The sequence below is a fragment of the Rhizobium sp. B21/90 genome (assembly GCF_019355815.1).
GTDB lineage: Bacteria > Pseudomonadota > Alphaproteobacteria > Rhizobiales > Rhizobiaceae > Rhizobium > Rhizobium rhododendri.
Genome location: NZ_CP072163.1, coordinates 457,430 through 474,600 on the forward strand (window position 1 = coordinate 457,430; position 17,171 = coordinate 474,600).

General features: G+C 55.6%; 16 protein-coding genes and 3 pseudogenes. 14 read left to right on the top strand and 5 right to left on the bottom strand.

The window, feature by feature from the left end; translation table 11 throughout:
• Positions 1-114: 114 nt before the first annotated feature.
• Positions 115-702 (top strand): DUF6088 family protein, encoded by a 588-nt coding sequence (locus J5278_RS20345; RefSeq protein ID WP_219258907.1) that lies wholly within the window; start codon positions 115-117, stop codon positions 700-702.
• Positions 692-1,636, top strand: a complete 945-nt coding sequence (locus tag J5278_RS20350) for a nucleotidyl transferase AbiEii/AbiGii toxin family protein (RefSeq protein ID WP_219258909.1) — start codon at positions 692-694, stop codon at positions 1,634-1,636. Before J5278_RS20345 ends, J5278_RS20350 begins: the two co-directional genes overlap by 11 nt.
• Before the next feature lie 1,287 nt (positions 1,637-2,923).
• Here J5278_RS20350 and J5278_RS20355 read toward each other — a convergent pair.
• Positions 2,924-3,682, bottom strand: a complete 759-nt coding sequence (locus tag J5278_RS20355; protein ID WP_219258911.1) for an RNA-binding protein — start codon at positions 3,680-3,682, stop codon at positions 2,924-2,926.
• A gap of 477 nt (positions 3,683-4,159) precedes the next feature.
• Here J5278_RS20355 and J5278_RS20360 point away from each other — a divergent pair, with 477 nt between their 5' ends.
• The 6 genes and pseudogenes from J5278_RS20360 to J5278_RS31070 all read left to right on the top strand — a co-directional run bounded on the left by J5278_RS20360 (position 4,160) and on the right by J5278_RS31070 (position 6,707).
• Positions 4,160-4,342 (top strand): hypothetical protein, encoded by a 183-nt coding sequence (locus tag J5278_RS20360; protein WP_219258921.1) that lies wholly within the window; start codon positions 4,160-4,162, stop codon positions 4,340-4,342.
• A 291-nt stretch (positions 4,343-4,633) separates the two neighbouring features.
• A complete protein-coding gene (locus tag J5278_RS31060; protein ID WP_257623457.1) occupies positions 4,634-4,996 on the top strand; it encodes a hypothetical protein in 363 nt (120 codons plus the stop codon).
• Positions 4,997-5,263: 267 nt separating this feature from the next.
• Positions 5,264-5,656 carry a hypothetical protein gene (locus J5278_RS20370; RefSeq protein ID WP_219258923.1) on the top strand — a complete coding sequence of 131 codons (393 nt, stop codon included), beginning with the start codon at positions 5,264-5,266 and terminating at the stop codon, positions 5,654-5,656.
• 44 nt (positions 5,657-5,700) lie between these two features.
• Positions 5,701-5,805 (top strand): annotated as a pseudogene (locus J5278_RS31065) (exonuclease); the annotation flags it as partial.
• A 59-nt stretch (positions 5,806-5,864) separates the two neighbouring features.
• Positions 5,865-6,263, top strand: coding sequence for a VOC family protein (locus tag J5278_RS20375; protein ID WP_219258925.1), 399 nt, complete (start codon positions 5,865-5,867; stop codon positions 6,261-6,263).
• A gap of 309 nt (positions 6,264-6,572) precedes the next feature.
• Complete coding sequence (locus tag J5278_RS31070; RefSeq protein WP_257623458.1) at positions 6,573-6,707, top strand: hypothetical protein; 135 nt, start codon at positions 6,573-6,575, stop codon at positions 6,705-6,707.
• Between the two features lie 46 nt (positions 6,708-6,753).
• Here J5278_RS31070 and J5278_RS20380 read toward each other — a convergent pair.
• Positions 6,754-7,184 (bottom strand): annotated as a pseudogene (locus J5278_RS20380) (DDE-type integrase/transposase/recombinase); the annotation flags it as partial.
• Between J5278_RS20380 and J5278_RS20385 the strand changes: the two are divergent.
• A complete protein-coding gene (locus J5278_RS20385) occupies positions 7,180-7,512 on the top strand; it encodes an SIS domain-containing protein (protein ID WP_257623483.1) in 333 nt (110 codons plus the stop codon). The pseudogene J5278_RS20380 and the gene J5278_RS20385 overlap by 5 nt on opposite strands.
• A 216-nt stretch (positions 7,513-7,728) precedes the next feature.
• Complete coding sequence (locus J5278_RS20390) at positions 7,729-8,628, top strand: hypothetical protein (protein WP_219258926.1); 900 nt, start codon at positions 7,729-7,731, stop codon at positions 8,626-8,628.
• A gap of 175 nt (positions 8,629-8,803) precedes the next feature.
• Here the strand turns inward: J5278_RS20390 and J5278_RS31075 are convergent.
• Positions 8,804-8,977, bottom strand: a pseudogene (locus J5278_RS31075) (ATP-dependent DNA ligase); the annotation flags it as partial.
• Positions 8,978-9,014: 37 nt separating this feature from the next.
• On the opposite strand from J5278_RS31075, the gene J5278_RS20395 reads away from it, so the two are divergent.
• The 4 genes from J5278_RS20395 (at position 9,015) to J5278_RS20410 (ending at position 15,345) form a co-directional block, all read left to right on the top strand.
• Positions 9,015-9,239 (top strand): hypothetical protein, encoded by a 225-nt coding sequence (locus J5278_RS20395; RefSeq protein WP_219258928.1) that lies wholly within the window; start codon positions 9,015-9,017, stop codon positions 9,237-9,239.
• Entirely contained in the window at positions 9,239-9,691 is a 453-nt protein-coding gene (locus J5278_RS20400; RefSeq protein WP_219258929.1) for a hypothetical protein, read from the top strand. The genes J5278_RS20395 and J5278_RS20400 overlap by 1 nt, the downstream gene beginning before the upstream one ends.
• A 62-nt stretch (positions 9,692-9,753) precedes the next feature.
• The gene (locus J5278_RS20405) at positions 9,754-10,092 is read left to right on the top strand and encodes a hypothetical protein (protein ID WP_219258930.1); all 339 of its coding nucleotides are present in this window, start codon (positions 9,754-9,756) and stop codon (positions 10,090-10,092) included.
• Positions 10,093-11,178: 1,086 nt separating this feature from the next.
• Positions 11,179-15,345: a DUF3883 domain-containing protein gene (locus J5278_RS20410; RefSeq protein WP_219258931.1), complete on the top strand. Its 4,167-nt coding sequence runs from the start codon at positions 11,179-11,181 to the stop codon at positions 15,343-15,345.
• A 241-nt stretch (positions 15,346-15,586) separates the two neighbouring features.
• On the opposite strand, the gene J5278_RS20415 is transcribed toward J5278_RS20410, so the two are convergent.
• Together J5278_RS20415 and J5278_RS20420 are read right to left on the bottom strand one after the other, a co-directional pair.
• On the bottom strand, positions 15,587-16,903 hold the full coding sequence (locus J5278_RS20415; protein WP_219258932.1) for a hypothetical protein: 1,317 nt from the start codon (positions 16,901-16,903) through the stop codon (positions 15,587-15,589).
• Positions 16,900-17,130 (bottom strand): hypothetical protein, encoded by a 231-nt coding sequence (locus J5278_RS20420; protein WP_219258933.1) that lies wholly within the window; start codon positions 17,128-17,130, stop codon positions 16,900-16,902. Before J5278_RS20420 ends, J5278_RS20415 begins: the two co-directional genes overlap by 4 nt.
• Between the last annotated feature and the right edge of the window lie 41 nt (positions 17,131-17,171).

Genomic DNA, 17,171 nt, shown 5'->3' on the forward strand with positions numbered 1-17,171 from the left:
TAATTCAATTATTTCAGTATTATAGCCGCTGATTCGCCGAAAAAATTTGCATGAAATTTGTAAAAAATTGCATTCACGACCATATGTCACTATAGTGAGTGCAGGAGCTAACCCATGACGAAGTTACAGGAATTGAAAAAGCATCTGCGGTCCGGCAAGGTCTACCGTCGGGAGGATCTCGCCCAATGGTCGTCGTCTGTCGATCGGCATCTTCAGCAGCTGCAGGCAGAAGGATACCTGACCAAGCTATCGACCGGCGTCTATCACCGGCCGAAGCAGACCGCGTTCGGCAAAGCCCCCGCCGAGGATGACGCGCTCGTCGAGGCTTTCCTGAAGGATAACCGTTACCTCGTCACCTCGCCCAATGCCTATAACAGCCTGGGTGTCGGCGCGACGCAGCTCTATAACAAGACCGTCGTCTATAACCATAAGCGCCACGGCAACTTCATGCTGGGCGGCCGAGAGTTCGAGTTCCGCAGAAAGCCAGCCTTCCCCAAAACCCTGACCAAAGAATTCCTACTGGTCGACCTGGTCAACAATCTCGACCAGCTGGCCGAGGACCGCGATCAGGTGCTGGCCCGCGTGAGAGAGCGTGCCCTACAAGGCAATCGCACAGCCCTCAGCCGTGCCGCCAAGGAATACGGCGTGGTGCGCACGCGAAAATTCTTCAACGCCCTCGCCGCGGATGCGCATGCCAGCTGATTTCCTACATAGACACAAGGATTTTGCATCCCTACTGCGCATCGTCGCTGAGCAGATGAAGGTGCAGCCGGTGCTGGTCGAGAAAGACTACTGGATCATGCACTGCCTGTACGGCCTGCAGCAGCTTGAAATGGCGTTCGAACTCAAGGGCGGTACCTCGCTCTCGAAAGGATATCGCATCATCAACCGCTTCTCGGAGGATATCGATATCCGTGTCGAACCCCCGAAGACAATGGATGTGAAAACCGGTCCCAACCACGACAAGGCCGCACACCGTAATAGCCGCAAGGCCTTCTATGACTGGCTGGCTGAGACGATCACGATCGACGGAATCCATAAGATCGAGCGCGATACCGAATTTGACAATGAAAGTTATCGCAGCGGCGGCATCCGCCTCTACTACCACGAGACGACCGGCACGAAATCGGATCTCAAGGACGGCGTGTTGCTCGAAGCCGGCTTCGACACGGTGGCTCCCAATATCGACAAGGATATCAGCTCCTGGGCCTATGATTACGCGGCATCGCGCGTCGAGCTGATCGATAATCGCGCACTGGCCGTTCCCTGCTACGAGCCCGGCTACACGCTGGTCGAGAAGCTCCAGACCATTTCCACCAAATATCGCAAGCAGCAGGAAACCGGCCAGTTTCCCGCTAATTTCCTGCGGCACTATTACGACGTCTTCTGCCTACTGGACCAGCCGGAAGTGCAAGACTTCATCGGTACTGAAGCCTATCTCGCGCACAAGGACCGACGTTTCCCGAAGGCTGACGATCAGAACATAAGCAGCAATCCCGCTTTCAGCCTTTCCGACCCCGGGACGTTCGGGCTTTACGAGCGCGCATATGAGCGGACCTCGGCGCTCTATTATCATGGCCGGCCCAGCCTGAAAGAGATCCTTGCCCGCATCACCATCTACGCGGAGCGTCTCTAACGATCCCGTCGCATTAGGCTGATCTTCTCGAAAGTCACTTATTTACGTGTCCGGGTGGACGCCTTCGCTATGCGGTATTAGGACGAGCTCATGCCGCAGATCCGCCGGTGAACGCAGTTTACAAACCAGAATCGACACCTTTGCAAATCGACTATCTTACCTGCTTTTGAAAGGATCGGAACCTTCGACCATTCACGCATCAAACCGTTTTTCCACGTTAATCAATGAATTGCACCGTAACAGGTATTTATGGAACTTTTGCTGATTACATCTCTTACGCTGCCTCGAGGTCCTCTGCGGCAACGCCCACGTTAATCCCTTGACCGGAAATTGCCGGATCGGGCCTACTTCAACGCGCTGGAACCGATGATGGTGGCAGCATAATCGAGGCAGAAATCCATTGAGGGCAACTGACACCACGGCTATCTACCTTGATCTATTTGGAGGTGACGCGCGCGCGTTGATCGCGCGGACCTGTAATTAGCAGCGTGTTGCACTGCAACAAGGTGTGGAGAGCAGAATTCCATCCTTAGGCAAGTTTGGTTGCTCATGCTAATATCCAAGATGAGCTTTCAAGCACTGATTTGGGGGCATGGATGCAGAGTTGCTGGCTATATAAGCCTAAGTCACGTCCGAACACCACGAAGTTCTGTCATCTCACCGTGAGCCAGCGCCGGATTGGCTGGATTATGGAGTTGGCGGCTGGCGACGGCATGTCAAATTGCCTTAGTCTCGACCGGCGTATCTATCGCTATTACGACCGCGCCCTCACATCTTACGATCAATGCCGAAATGATTGGATTTCTCTAGGCTTCCGAGAACTGTCAGGAAAATGTAACTACTTCCACACGAGTTCAGAACATCTGTTTTCGATAGATATGCCCCTCTCGTTCGATGAGTATATCAATAGATATCCAATAAATGATCGCTCTATTAGCTACGTAAATGAACGCTATCCGTTTCGCAGATGGGTCAACAAAAATGCAGATTGCGACATTGTCTGCCGACTTGTACCACGCCCTCTTTACCCAATACTTGACCTAAGCGTGGAGCGATACTTCACAAAAACTCGAAGGTTCGACCCGATTGTCGATAATCTTGGGAAGAGGAATATCCATTTTCTAGGACAGCTTGTGGTTATCACCTTTGAAGAGTTCTCCAAACTCTCCGGGGAAGGCCGCGAAGCAAACATGCACTTCAGGGACCATCTCAACCGGTCGGGGTTGGATTTCCAAATGCGTGTCCCAGCTTGGCGGCTACAGTATGGCCAATCCCTGCATCGGTGACTTAGGAGATCTTCTCCAGTGTACTCGTCGGCTTATTGCCGAGGAATTTTCCTGGATTCGGGCATACTCTACCGTTCCATGAGGTTCCGGTCAGCTCTTCCAATGCCGCTTTGACCAAGACGGCTGTTTCCTTCGTGACGCAACGACCTGTGGTCAGATCCGTGATCAACCGCGTGTCGTTGTGCTTTGCAGCCAGAGTGAGAGTCTGAAGTGCTTGTGGGTGACCTGCCTCAATCGCTTTTAGAGCCGCCTCGTTGAAGTTTTCAAGATGATAGCACGCAGGAACGATTTTGAGCCTCTCATATACGTCATAGGCCGTGCCTGAGACATGACCTGCCGCAATTGCATGGGCGTATCGAACTTCGAACGCAGCGATAATAACAACTGCGCGCTCGAACGTAATTGCGTCCTCATTCTTGGCGCGATTGAACTGGTTTTCCGCGATCGGCTCGAGAATGCCGGGCGCTACCAATGTCCACCCAGGGCGCTGCATGAGAAGCGCTTTCGCGTCGTCGCGCAGTTCAAAGTATTTCTTCATCTCATAGGTGTGGAGAAACGAAGATAATTGTTTCACACCTTTTAAGAAAAACCGCGGCCTTCCAAGTTGGTCGGATTCCCAGCCACCATAATTGTCTTCGGCATCGAATGGTTCCGGAGCCAGCGTATGGGAAAAAAGCTCCTGGATACTGGGATAGGTTTCCCGTGTTTGGGCACTAACTGCTTGCCCGGCAATTGGCGTCGAGTGTTCATCAGTCGGCATTGTGGGATCCCCAAGGTTCTCCCTTATACACAACCTGTGAAGGCCAGCAAAGGGTAAGTGCGGTCAAATTGGCCCAGCAAAGGGCATCTCTTTCCGGTGAAGGCCAGTTGTAGGCAATCGAGGGCAGTGAATGCCAATCGAGTTCAAACGTTGGAAGGCAATCCTGCACCCTTCTGATTGTCCTTGGGGAAGCTGGCGTGGCGCTGGCAACGCTATAGGCGGTGCGAACCAGAATGGTTGGGCCGAGGATCTGGGAACCTCATCACTACCGCTTCAATATGCACACGATTGATAGTGATCCACTCGGCTTTCCTATGACAACCCTAGTCTATTGCAACTTCAAGTGGTTCAGTCGGATGTCAGCGACGTAACCTTTAACTATATGAAAATAAACGATAAAAATTGATTTTATCTCTTGATTTATCGCTCATCTCCGACAACATCAGATCCACAATCGCCTCACCAGGAGTGGAAACGATGCTGAAAGTGATCATTCTTATTGCAGTGGTAATCGTCGAAATCGCCATGCTTCTCATCGAAGCCGCACCCGGAAAGCTGCTCTCCTGGGTGAAGGTGATCATCCTGCTTTGCAGCGCCACCCTTACGATTGGGCTGACCGTGATCGGTTTCTATCCGGAGATGTTTCCATTTCAAGCGTAGCGGGCATCGCATTCTGATCTTCCCGCGGCCGCACTTACGAGGGCCGCCCCGAGAGACCAAAATATTGCGGAGATTGCGGCAGGTCACGACGAGAGGTCATGCTCTTGGATTACTGCTCGGCTTGGGAAGTGATCGTCCTTTTTTCAGGATGGACGTAGCTGACCAGGCCATCGCCATGGTCTTCCGACTGATCAAGGAGCTTGCCACCAGCGAGGATGCTCGTCGGGAATTCTGGGACCAGTTCATGGATAGTGCTGCCGGCCACTTCATCGCAGCCGATTCTTTGAACTCATGGGCGAAACAGGCCAAAAACAGTGCGGGCGATTCGCCGATCGCGCCAAAAGTGGATGGTCCGTCGAGGATTGGATAAATCAGGCCGGGCATGATTGGTTTGGTTATTCCGTTCCGTGGGCCAAGGACGGTAGCGCGCAAGCTTACAACAATCGTCGAGCTCATGAAGAAACAGATAGAGCCAAGAAGCTGCAGGATGCGGCCGATATGGCCCAAGCCGAGTTGCTGCACAAATTTCTCGACCAAAATGGAGGTCGCCTGTCGCAGCGGGCGCGCACAAAGGAGTTCGCTGCACTCAACGATACGGAGGTTGAGCAGATCGAGGCGCTCTACGCCGGCACATTCGATCAACCTGCCCAATGATACTAACATTTCGATGTTTCGGGCCCATTCTCATTCGGCGCATTCGCCTCTATCTTGCTCGCGCACGCGCTTACGCGGCGATTGCTCTCAAAGCTGCTTCGAGGGGACTAGGATGGAAGCGACAGGCGTTCTGGCTGCCGGGGAAACAACAGCCGCCATGGCCTATATCAAGGGTCGAAGGGGCGTATCACCACGCCAGATGAAATTGATCCTGCTAGTCTGTATGTTGGCGATCGGCATCCCTGTGGGAGGATGGGTGTCGGGGTCATGGTTCGCAGCCACGATTTCAATCGAGTTCGCTTTCGTTGGCGTTTGGGTGGGATTGCTGGCAATCCAAAGACTGGCCGGCTCTCAATGCGGAAAGCTCTTGCGAAGCGAGGTCAAGCATATGAGCAGCCGCTTTCGCTTCGCTTAACTCCTGAGGCGCTAGTCTATGATCTGGGCGACCTGACGATGACCGCCAATTGGCGTTGCGTCACGGATCTCTTTCAAACCCGCAAATACTGGGTGTTTCTGGTTCAAAGCAGCGCTATGGTCCTTCCTCGGCGCTTTTTTACAACCGCCGAAGCCGAACACAATTTTATTGCCGAGGCCATGTCGCGGATGACGGACGCGGCGCGTGCGAGAAGCCCGGATGCGGCAAAGCCGATTGGCGGTTAGCGTTGATTTTTGCATCAGGACCGACTGGGCTAGCCCGTAGAGTGTTGCAGGGTCATGACGCACTCGATGATGCGCTTTCGATTTCATATACGCTGCAACACCTCATGAAGGTCGGAAAATTGCAGTCGATGGTATTCGACGGCGAGTGACAGAGGGGTCAGATCGCTATGTCGCTCAAAATTCGAGATTAAGGCGACAAGGGGAACTGATGCTACATCACATTTCATTTGGGGTGGCGAACATCGAAAGATCAGCCGCTTTCTACGACGCTGCTTTTGAACCCATTGGCTATGTCCGGGTCTGGGAAGACCTAGTCCCCGGCGACCCAGATCAAGCAATTGGTTATGGCCTGCCTGGTGGTGGCGACAAATTTACGATCAAACTTCGAGGTGAGGATGCTCAGTGTCCGGGAGCCGGGTTTCATCTTGCTTTTACTGCCCCGAGCCGAAGCGCGGTCACGTTATTCCACAAGGCCGCTATGGACTATGGCGGTCTCGACAATGGACCACCAGGTTTACGAGCGCACTATGGACCCAGTTATTTCGCGGCCTTCGTTATCGATCCGGATGGACATCGCGTTGAAGCCGTCTGCAAGGAACCCGAATAGTCATCGTCGCGTGAGTGTCGGCGGGAAGCTAGCGTTATGGAAGAACCACCCCGACGGCCTTGCTGTATCGCGAAAATCCTAGACTGCCCGAAAACTCTATGATCCCGTGACCTGAACCGGGTGTATTTCGGAGCTAGAAAACCTTTGCCATATCGACAGTCGTAAAGCCGGGACGAGGCGCGACCTGCGCCGGTGTCGAGCCATGGTCCGGGCCAGGGATGTTAGGGGCATCGACAATGGCGAAGGCGCGCTCGTCATCGTTCTCGCGCAATCGACCAGCAGACCACAATGAAGACAGGGATGCCAAGCATGAGCAGGCTCCAGGGGAACAACGCGAACGTGAACACTCCAATCGACCCAGCGAACGCCGCTGCCGCGAAAATCCACAATGCTGTGGCGACCTTCGCCCGCATGTCGTTCTCCTTCCATCTGGAAATGATCTAGCCGAGATCGGCTTGGGGGGAGTGCCCCCGTTTCGCCGGACAGTCGGCTAGTTTAATTTAGCCCTGATGAACTGCCGAGGGTAGGCCATCTTGAGTGCGGAATGGGGATGGATTTCGTAGTAGTCTTCGCTCCATCGATCTGCCGGAGCGCGGTGTCGGCGTCCGGAAGTGGTGAGATGCGGATATAGTCCCGATTCAGGGTTTTGACGAAGGCTTCCGACATGCCGTTGGACTGCGGGCTGGCGACCGGTGTGAAGCAGGGCGTCAGGTTTATCGCCTGGGCGAAGAGCCGGGTGTCTTTGGCGGTATAGGCCGAGCCGTTGTCGGAGAGATGTTCGATTGCCTGTAGCGCTCGCGTTGCACCGAAGCGTTTTTCTACCGCCTCCAGCATCATGTCCCGGACGTCGGAGCCCGATATCCCGGCATTGGCGACGGCCATCCAGGCGATGATTTCGCGGTCGAAGGCATCGATGATGAAGCCCGGCGACGTCGCCTTCGTCATCTCCAACACAGGCACGACCCGCTCCATCATCGATATCGCCCGGATCGCCCACGAGAACGGAGCGACTGTGATCTGTTTGACCGGTTCGGATTCGCCGCTCACCCATTATTGCGACGTTTCGCTGATTGTCGAGATGCTCGAAAACACCAACATGTACACGCCGACGATTTCGCGCATTGTGGCACTGGTCGTGATCGATATCCTCTCGACCAGCGTTGCCCTTCGACGTCCGCCTGAAGATCAGGCAAGAATACATCAGATGAAGCGGCAGCTGAGCGATATGCGAAAGATGCAGCCGATTTAATTTCGTCTGTTCCACGTAGAAGCCGTCGCCTTGATGGGAATCGAACCACAGCCCGAAATTTAATTCCCACGATTACAATTACTTAGCCAACCGGAGCGGCGTAGTGCGATGTATTGAACTTCCACTGCTAAATACAGCGAAGCTGCCGCCATTTCAGTAACTTTCACTGATTAATATCTACCATTGATAACGATCACGCACAGTTGCCGGAATATAATGTCAGATTCCAAAACCCCTTCGGATTCCGATGAAGTGCTGACTGGCGAGAAACTAGCTCGTCTAGCGGCGGCCGATTTTGAAAGCTTCTTTCATCGTGACGGTAAGGTGTCGGTCCCAATTTACGTAGAACGTGTTCACAGTGCGCGCGTCCGTGGCACTGGCCCGAACTCACGCATTATAATCACGCCAGATATGGCGAAGGACGAAATCGATGGGCCAGATCGCCTCCATCTACACTTGCTAATCCTCGGTCATGAGATAGCGCATCTCGTTCACAGGCACGTACAGGAGAAACCGCCGGAAACCTCTGACATCCGAGCACTCGAATACTGGGCTGACTTTTATGGAGCCAAAGTCATGATGACACTTGTGACATGCGGAGGAAATATCTCACCTATTTACAAGAAATATTTTCCGGCAGAACGTTTCGATCCCGCACTCAGAAGTATGGGTGCCGCAGTTGGAACGATGGTCGAGACCGTATACAATATTAACAAATATTACCCAGATCCTTTAGTGCGCGTCTCCTTGACCACCAATGGTATAATGTGCGTATTGCGCCGTTTCATGCTGGCGGCGAATGTTGACATTCTTTGGATGCTTTCCGCTGCCTATCGCCTTATGTTGGCACCGCCAACGAGACGGTTGATCAACACGCACCCTGACCAGCTTGATAAATTTCTTATCCCTCTCGAAGACGCACGTCAGTGGCATCTAAACATGCAAAAAACTCACCCGCCCATCGACCGGTGGCTCCATCCGTATTTACTCCCCTTCCTCAGTACGACATTCGAAGAATCGGAGCTGGAAATAGAACTCTCTAAGGCGGAGCGACGGGAAGAGTTGGGTCGCCTTGCTCAAGCTCTCGACGAGCCCGATCTTTTCAAGGATCTTTGAGAAGAACATTTCCTATCGAGGCAGCATTCCCATCCGCCATTCGTTGTTTCCCTTCACCCCGGACTCGCAGCGGAGCTTCGGCAGCAAGCTAGTGATGACGGTTTGCTTTCCATGCTGACGTGACATCTCCCAGCGATCAACAGACTTCATCCGGTCGCAGCTCTTGCAGTGAACGCCAGTGTGTTCCCGGCGGTTTCGACTTCAGCAAAGCAAGGCAAGGTTTGATCCTGCGCGGCATAGGATCGAAGAGAAGGTTCGGCTGCGCCGGGTCGCGGCGGCACCGAGGCTTCGACCTGGCCGGAGCATCGGTATCGCGGAGGAGAGGTTTTGATCTCGGCTTCTTGACCATGATGCCAATTCAGCCGGATCTTCGTTAAGATAACGAGATGAGCCGATTTGACGAAACCGAAGCCGCCCTGATCGACAGACTGCGCACGTTGAAGGCGGAGCCAGAAAAGATGATAAACCTATTCGACATCGGCGTTCCGATGAATGTGGCCGGGTTTACCCAGGACGAGATCATGGCCGTCCTGTTTGCCCTCGAACAAGACAAGATTATCGCTTTCGCGCCGGGAAATCGGCTGCTGATGCTCAAGGAGCTGCCGAAATAATGGAGAAGCTGTCATCTCAACAATCCGGCACGCTGGGCGAACTGCTGACGGTGGCGAAACTGAACACCTTGGGATTGGCTGCTTACATGAGCCCGGAAGGCGCACCTGGTCACGATGTCATCGTCGTCGTAAATGGTCAGGCAAAGTCGATCGAGGTGAAAACGAGGCAGTTCCTCAGGCGGCCGACAGAGATCACGCGGTGGCCTGTGGACATGGCGGCAAAGGGGGATGCTGACTTTTTCGTCTTCCTCGAACTCGATCTGCGAACGATGTCGCCAACCTTCTATGTCCTGACCAATGCGCAGGCTCGGGCGACACACCGGGACTATATCGGCGGAGGAAACTGCTACCCGCCAGAGGTTCGAAAGCTGATCAAGCCCAACGATTTCACGGCATTCGAGGCAAATGACGCTTCCTTCGTAGCTGATCTTTCCGAGACCGTGGATCTCTGATCCTGGTCGGCTTTGAAAGCCCTGCGCCGAGACATATCTTTGTTTAAACGGAGAACGCCCCTGTGACTGAATACTACACGCTGAAATTCTATCGAGTGGCCTTCGGTGACACGAAGTTTACGGATATTCCGCTGTTCGGCAGCCCGCTGCCAAAATTGAAAGAAGAGGCTTGTGCCGCTCTATATGCGCGGTTCAGCGACATGAAGACTGACGGGAAGGGTAGCCAAGCACCACATACGGCTGCTCTGCTTGATGAAAACGAGCATGTGGTCGCTCGGTTCGAGGTTCGGCCAGTTGTACAGGGACGAGGAGGAGAAGAAGCGGTGGAGCTTGCGTCGCAACTCTGGCTCGACCGCTGGCCGGGAACGCCTTCGCCTGCGATCCTCCAAACCTTTGAATAGGCCAGAAAAGCGAAACCCCGAGAGGAGCGATCTTTCACGCTTGTCTCGGGGTCCATTCCTTCGAGGCCGTCCGGCAAGCCGACCCGGGTTATCTCGATCATTGTCACAGGATGTCCGGTGGCGGCCGTCCGCCTCGTTTTGTGGAGCGACGATCTTTATGGACACTCACCGTCAAACCCGGAAATGCATAAAATACCGCCCGGACGGCTTCAGCGCATGGCCCAGGCGCTTTGCTTCGCCGTATAATGTACAAAGTCGAGCTAAGACAAGTTCTCTTCCGTAAAGCAGCAAAATACTGGCGAAGGTGGCCGCCCAATAGCGGTTAGGCCGAACGCCCGCTGAGAGGCTGCCCGGTCGCTCCGAAGTACGCGGCCACAAGACTGCAAAGCGACCAAACGGATGTGACTATGACCAACGCCCAGGAAGAAAGGAACGGACCAAGGTCGTAGCCGCCACCGCCGATCGAGGTACCAGAGGCGGTATCTATTTGAATGGCCACCAGTGAGACGACGGGTAAAGCGAGCGCCAATAGCAACATCCAAAACCCCTTTCTCTTCATGTGAAGTCCTCCGTTCCACATGCACATGATCTTGGCGAGTCACCAGTCGATCTATCGAATGAGTTTGCACCATAGACATCATGATCCCACCGTCCATGCGTATCCGGACTGAACCTGCATCCGTGTACATGGCCGCTTGCCGATGGTTTAGATGTTTGAAAATCGAATGTCAGGAAATGGCTAAATCAGGAGCAATCACCGCCTGGAGGGGATACGAACCGCGGACCCGGTTATCTCAAATCTCGCTGAGTTACAGATATCTATCACGGCAGGATCTTTCCCGGCGGTGAGGTAGTTGCCATAAGAAACGCTAGGACGAACCGCGCCGCCCTGGCTTTGATTGAATATTGTTTTGCCATACCAATTGTCACCAACTACGCTCGATCACGTATGGGAGATCGTGGGCGAGACAGGGCTGAGTCGTGGTAGACAGCGCGGAAGATCGAGCAAGTCCGGAGTCCGCGATCGTAAGAGCCACGGCTTCGCGGCCGGTGAGAAAGGGCAGGGCCCTGTCTTCGGCGGATGTCTTGATTGACGAACCCGACTATGTGCCGCCCGATTATGGTGCCAGCCGGCGCACCCGTATCGGTTCGAGTGTCATCGAACAGTTCGTGGCCGGCCATGATGCTGGCGACGTCCTACGCGAGCTCGTTCAAAACGAGTATGACGGCGGCGGCGAAAAGCTCACGCTGACCTTCGGAAGCAAATCGGTTGAGGTGCTCGGTTCGGGTCGAAATATCGAGCGCGGCGGCTGGGAGCGGCTATCGGTGATCGTCGGGACCGGCAATGTGATGGGCACTCGCGGCGCAGAAGTCGTCGCGCCAAAGGAGAATGGAATAGGTTCGAAGAATTTCGGGCTGCGGTCGCTCTTTCGCTTCGGAGATGAAATCCATGTCCGATCTGCCGGGCAGGTAGCCCTTCTCGATCTTCAGACGCAGGAGACCGGTCGCGCGCCCGATCCACAATCTCGCGGCATGAAGGGCGTCCGTCTGTTCGTGCCCTATCGGACGCGATCGACCGAAACCCTAGAGGCATTCACTGTTGAGCGAGAGGCGCATGCGCTGGAGCTGATGGCGATGAGCATGCCTGATACACTGCTAAAGCTGGCGCATAGCGGGAAGAAGCCAGGCCTTCGCGAGGTCAAAGTTCGTTCGATTCGAACCGGGCGCGTACTGCGCTGGCGACAAGAGGCGTCACCAGATCGCTGTCGTACGTCCGGAGTTTCGATGCTCTCCCGACGCGGTAGCATGAGTGATGGCGACGCGCGCGTCGTCACTTTCCAGGAAGAGGAGTTCTCGCGAACCGTGGAATTGCCCGCGGAATACGCGGCTCGGCGGTTCCCATCGTACTATAGGGTAGCCGGCGGCAGGGTGAAGATCGCGGTCTCGGTGCCGATCGCGCGACGTAAAATCGACATCGGCCATAACGGTCACTTCTACTATCCATTGAAGGCTCCGGCCTCGCGAACCGGTTGCCCGGTGAGCGTGAGCGCTCCGTTCGACCTTAACCAAGATCGCAGCGGCCTCAACGATCTCCAGTGGAACGAATGGCTGATCGATCAGGCGGTCGAACTTGTGATGGACCTGCTCGTTTCCGATTGGTTGATGCGATATGGCGCTGACGCCTTCAAAATCCTCGCGGGTGTCGGCGCCGCCGCTCCCGACCGTTTCGCCACAAGCTTGGCGAAACGGCTCAAAGAGGATGCGTGTTGGCCAACGCGCGCAAAGGACAATGAGCGCTTTGCCAAAGCGGGTGCAATCGTACTGCCAAGCGACGAAATCTATGCCAGCTTCCTCAGCGACGCGCGCTATCTCGATTTGACGCTCAGCCCTGACGAGAATCTGCGGAAGCTTGCGGAAAAATGCGGAGCAAAGCCATTTACGGTCGCATCCCTCGTTCGGCTGCGCTGCGCGGGTGAAAACGAGAAGGGCCTGAAAACCGCGATCGAAAAGACCGCGAACTACTACTTCAACGACTACGTCAAGTCGATGAATAAGTTGGATATGCAAAAGCGCCAAGCATCAGCGCTTTCGGCATTCCCGCGACGGCTCTCAAAGCAGATGCGGTTCGATCTCGGCAACACGGCCTCAACGCTCAGCGCAACAGGCGACCTGAGACCAGCCATTGAGCTGATGATCGTCGACCCGGACCTATGGGCTGATTGCCCAGAACCCGACGCTAACCGACTTCACCCCGACCTGGTCCCGTTTAAGTCAATCTCCGGGCACTGCCGCGTTTTCGACGAAGAGCAGTGGCTGATCGACGCTGCCAAACGCGCAGCGAACGCGGCGCCGGACGACCGGGAGCGCGAAACGCTATACCGAAAGCTGCTCGCACGTGAGGCGCCGATCAGCCGAGCTGCCCTGTCGGCGTTGCGCAGCAATCCCGTGGTGAAGAACCAACGTGGCGACTGGGTCGCCCCGGAGGAGATGGTCAACCTCAAGAAGACACTCGCCCGTTTCTTTGATCCCGCCTTCGACGGACCGTCCAAGGAATTGCTTGCTGCACCAAACCTCATGGCGCGCCTACGGATTTGTGAAAACCTGAGGGGTGCCGATCTCGTTCGCTTCGCCTGGTTCGTCGAGGATCGGCCGGAGATCGCCGAGCGCTTCGAGAAGCTGCTCACCGAGAGTCTCAAACTGCTGAACCCCGCGATCGTCGAACAATTGCGCGAGATCGCCTGGCTTAGGACCAGGTCCGGAAGACTCGCCACACCCGAGAGTCTCCACCTCGACACCCAGACCAACCGGCTATGCATCATCAACGACGACTTGATTGTCGCCGGCACGAACGAGCTTCTTCATCAAAAGCTCAAGCTGAAGACGGCGCCGGACAGCGGCACGCTGCTCGAGATCATCGAGGCGCATCGCGACCGGACCGAGCCGCTGGCGCGGCCGGACCTCGTTTATCCTGCCCTAGTCGCGGCGATCGGACGCGAGCGACGCGCAAAAACCGAGTTCGCGGACCAACGCGTCTGCTGGGTGCAGGACGACTATCACGCCCCGTCGGATATTCTGGTCGGCTCGCGGATCCCCGGGCTCTTGGCCGAAGCGATCCCGGTTTTTCGGCACACCGACGATGTCGGACAGGCCTATCAGGCCCTTGGCGCACCGGCGACGCCAACAGACGAGCATTGGACGCGGTTCTTTGAATTCGTCGATACTGAGTGGGACGTAGAGGGACCTATCGACCAACGCCGACGTCGTATACTGCTCGAAGCGTATAATCTTCGCGGTCCACTAGGATTGCCGGCCAGCGTGGAGAATGTCAGCTGCTTGCTCGATGATCGTTATCGGCTATTCACTCTTGCCCAGCTCCGATCGGGGCAGCTAGTCGAGCCCGACTTTGCTGCACTCGAACAAGAATTGCGCGCGACCAATAGCAAAATTGGCATCATAGAGCGCTCGGAACGATCGCGGGTTTTCTTTACCGCCCTTGGTATTCGACCGCTATCGGCCGTTGCCGGAACCGGCAAGCCCGAGCTTGGGCCACCAGGACGACCGCATCTCTGGTACAAGCAGAAGCATAGCGAGCGCGTTCTTGGGATGTTGCATCGGTCGCTATTTTCACGTGCTCTCTACGAGGTCGCATTCCGCAATCGCCACGGGCATGCGGGGTTCGTTCCAGCGAGCCGCAGCGAGATCGCTGAGCGCTTGGCGGCGATAACTGAGATTGCCTTCTTTCAGTCGATGGGACGTCGCTATTCGGTCGGGGGCGCCAGTGTGCTGGTGCCAGCGCAGGTTGCCGTCAGCAAGCAGCGTCTCGATTTCGTGGCGCCTAAAACCAAGGGTGGCTTTCAACTGTTGCTGGCCGAGGCGCTCGCGGAGATCGCCGGCGCCACCAGCGTGGGGACGATGCGCAGTCTTGCCAATGCCTTTCTTCCATTGGTTCTCGCAGGTACGCTCGAAGAGCTTACCGACTATCTCGATCGCATGGGTATCCCGCGCGGGCGGGAATGGGAACTCGAAAACGAGGACAACAGCGATCTCGAGGAGGAAGATGGTGACGACGACGCGGAGGAGATCGCGCTCCGCCAGGTTTTCGACAATCTCGACACCGCCGGGGAAGGGAGTGGCTCGGAACCTGCACCGGTCGAGCCCGCACCGCCCCTCTCCCCTCCTCCCCAAGTACCTACCCCACCGCCCGTGCCGCCACCGTTCAAGCTTCCCGATATCGATGAAGTCGATCTGGCGGTCAGGCCTGCAAATGGAAGCAGGGTCGAGCAGCAGCAATCGTCGCGCGGCGGCGGCAGCTCCGGCACGTGGTTGCCCCCGACGCTGGCTGAGGTCGAGCGAGCCGGGCTGCTCGGCCGGCGAGGCGAGGAACTGATCTACCGGATGGAGCTAAAGAAGGTCCGCGAGTTTGGCTTTGACGAGCCGGAGCGCTACGTCATCTGGACGTCTCGCGACGAACCAGGTGCCGATCATGATATCCGCTCGATCGACGCAGAAGGGCGTCCGCGATGGCTCGAGGTCAAGGCCACCACTGGGATCGATGGCCGATTTGATTGGCCTCGCAAGGAATTTGAGAAGGCGTTCCGCGAGCGCGATCGCTACGAGCTGTGGCGGGTCTACCGGGTCGCCGATAAAGCGCCGATCGCGAAGTGCTTTTCTAATCCTGCGAAGATGCTCGGCACTCGACAAATACTACTTGAGCTCGGATTGCTGCGCGCCAAAATCGAGGACGTCGGCTGAGCGCTAAAATTTTCCGCCCCGTGCATCACGCGCACTTCCATGGGTCAACGCTTACATGTCGACGTCTTTCGGGCAAATCATCCCCGTAGACCCTACGGAAGGTATGATGGCGCGAAACCGACGTTCAGCGCTAATTCGACACTCGCCTTGAACCAACCCGAACCGCGGACCTGCGATTTACGAAGGCCAAATACTGCTACACTCCGGAATTAATGCACTGATTTGAATTGGCATTTAACTGCTAGGCAGCAGCATTCTCTATATCATGCGCCTCATCGCGAGGCAGCCGGCCGTGATTTTTCAACATGGAATTGATCGTCATCTCCGACACCATGAAATGGTTGGCGACTTCTTCCTGTTTCTCGGCAGAATAATCGTCGTCCAGCATATCGTCCACAACGTCAAAGGGCGCCAGAAACTCCGCCGCAAAAGACCTCTGTGCCTTCTGCCGGTAAGTTAGAGCTCTAGTCGCTGGATGTAGTTTATCATCGGGCGAAAGAAACTGATCAACAAGAAGCCGCGCGACCTCGAAACGGCGACCGGTTTCCCATTTGGAGCGAAGCACAACGTCGAAATCACTCGACGCTTGTTGTTCGAGCACAAAGGACAGTTGGGCATCGTTCTTGCGATCAGCCACGATACTGTCCTTGCTGAGCCCGGAGAGTTGGGCCAAGCGCCCCGACGATATAGGGTCGCCGTTGAGGTGCTCCTGCCGTCGCAATAATTGTGCGAGCCTCGCACCAACTTGCCACGCAGGCACAGCAGGATCGATCTTCGTATCGCTCCCAACGATGCTCTGGACCCGATCACGTCGGCTTCCGCGCCTCCCGTAAACACGAGCGACATCCCCTAATCCGGCAAGAGAAAGTGGTCCAGGTTCTGATACAGAACTGTCAGCGGCCATCTCATCGATGGCGGCGGAGCCTACGAGCTCGCTCTCCGCAATTAGGCGCTCAAGAGTGGCATCATCGGCCTCGTCTGGATCAAAGCCCATCAGCGCTTCAAGTCGGCGACGACGAGCCAGATCGGGTTCTGAACGCTCTACGCGTAGGTCTTCCCACAAATGCTCAAGATTTGCTCCATGGATGCCGCGCGCTGACAGGCGCCCGAGAATGAGCACCAGAAAAGCATCCAAGGCACTCTGAAACGATGTGGACGGAACGACCGTGGCATTGGAGCCGAAGTATCGAAACGGTTTCGCGTCTGGTCGCACAGAGGGACGGGAAACCAGCACTGTACGAACGCCATCAGAAAAAATGGTTAGGTTTGGCCATACGTATCCAGCTCCGATCATTGTCATGGTGTGGGTACGAGCCCAGCTATCGGATTGCGTCCGAGGCTCGTAATTAAGTCGCCACCAATTCCACGCCAACCATTCCGCTACCGGATACCCCGCAACCAAAGGTCCGGCGCGATAATTTTCAATAAATGAATCATATCCGTCGGTCAGGGATTGCAAAGGAGTTCGGATTTCGAATTGTCCGAAAGTCGCCACCTCTTCCGGTGGACCTTCCTCCAGTCGCTCACTTGTAATTTTTATCTCAAGAGCGCCCGTCATCTCACCTTCCACTCACTCATCACGTACTTGCTCATGAGCGTTTCATCGTCACCGATGCGATATCCATGATAATCGGATTCCCGCTCGGGCCTCGTCTTTGCTTCATACACTTCGCCCTGTTCGTCAACCGACCATATGTATTTCGGCAATGAGCCGGGCTCGTAAGCGCTGACCATTCCCTTTTCGATCCCACGTTGTAGCAACAACGTCGCCTCGGCGAGAAGCACTGGCCTTAGCTCGTCACATGGAGACTTCGAAGGCCGAGGAT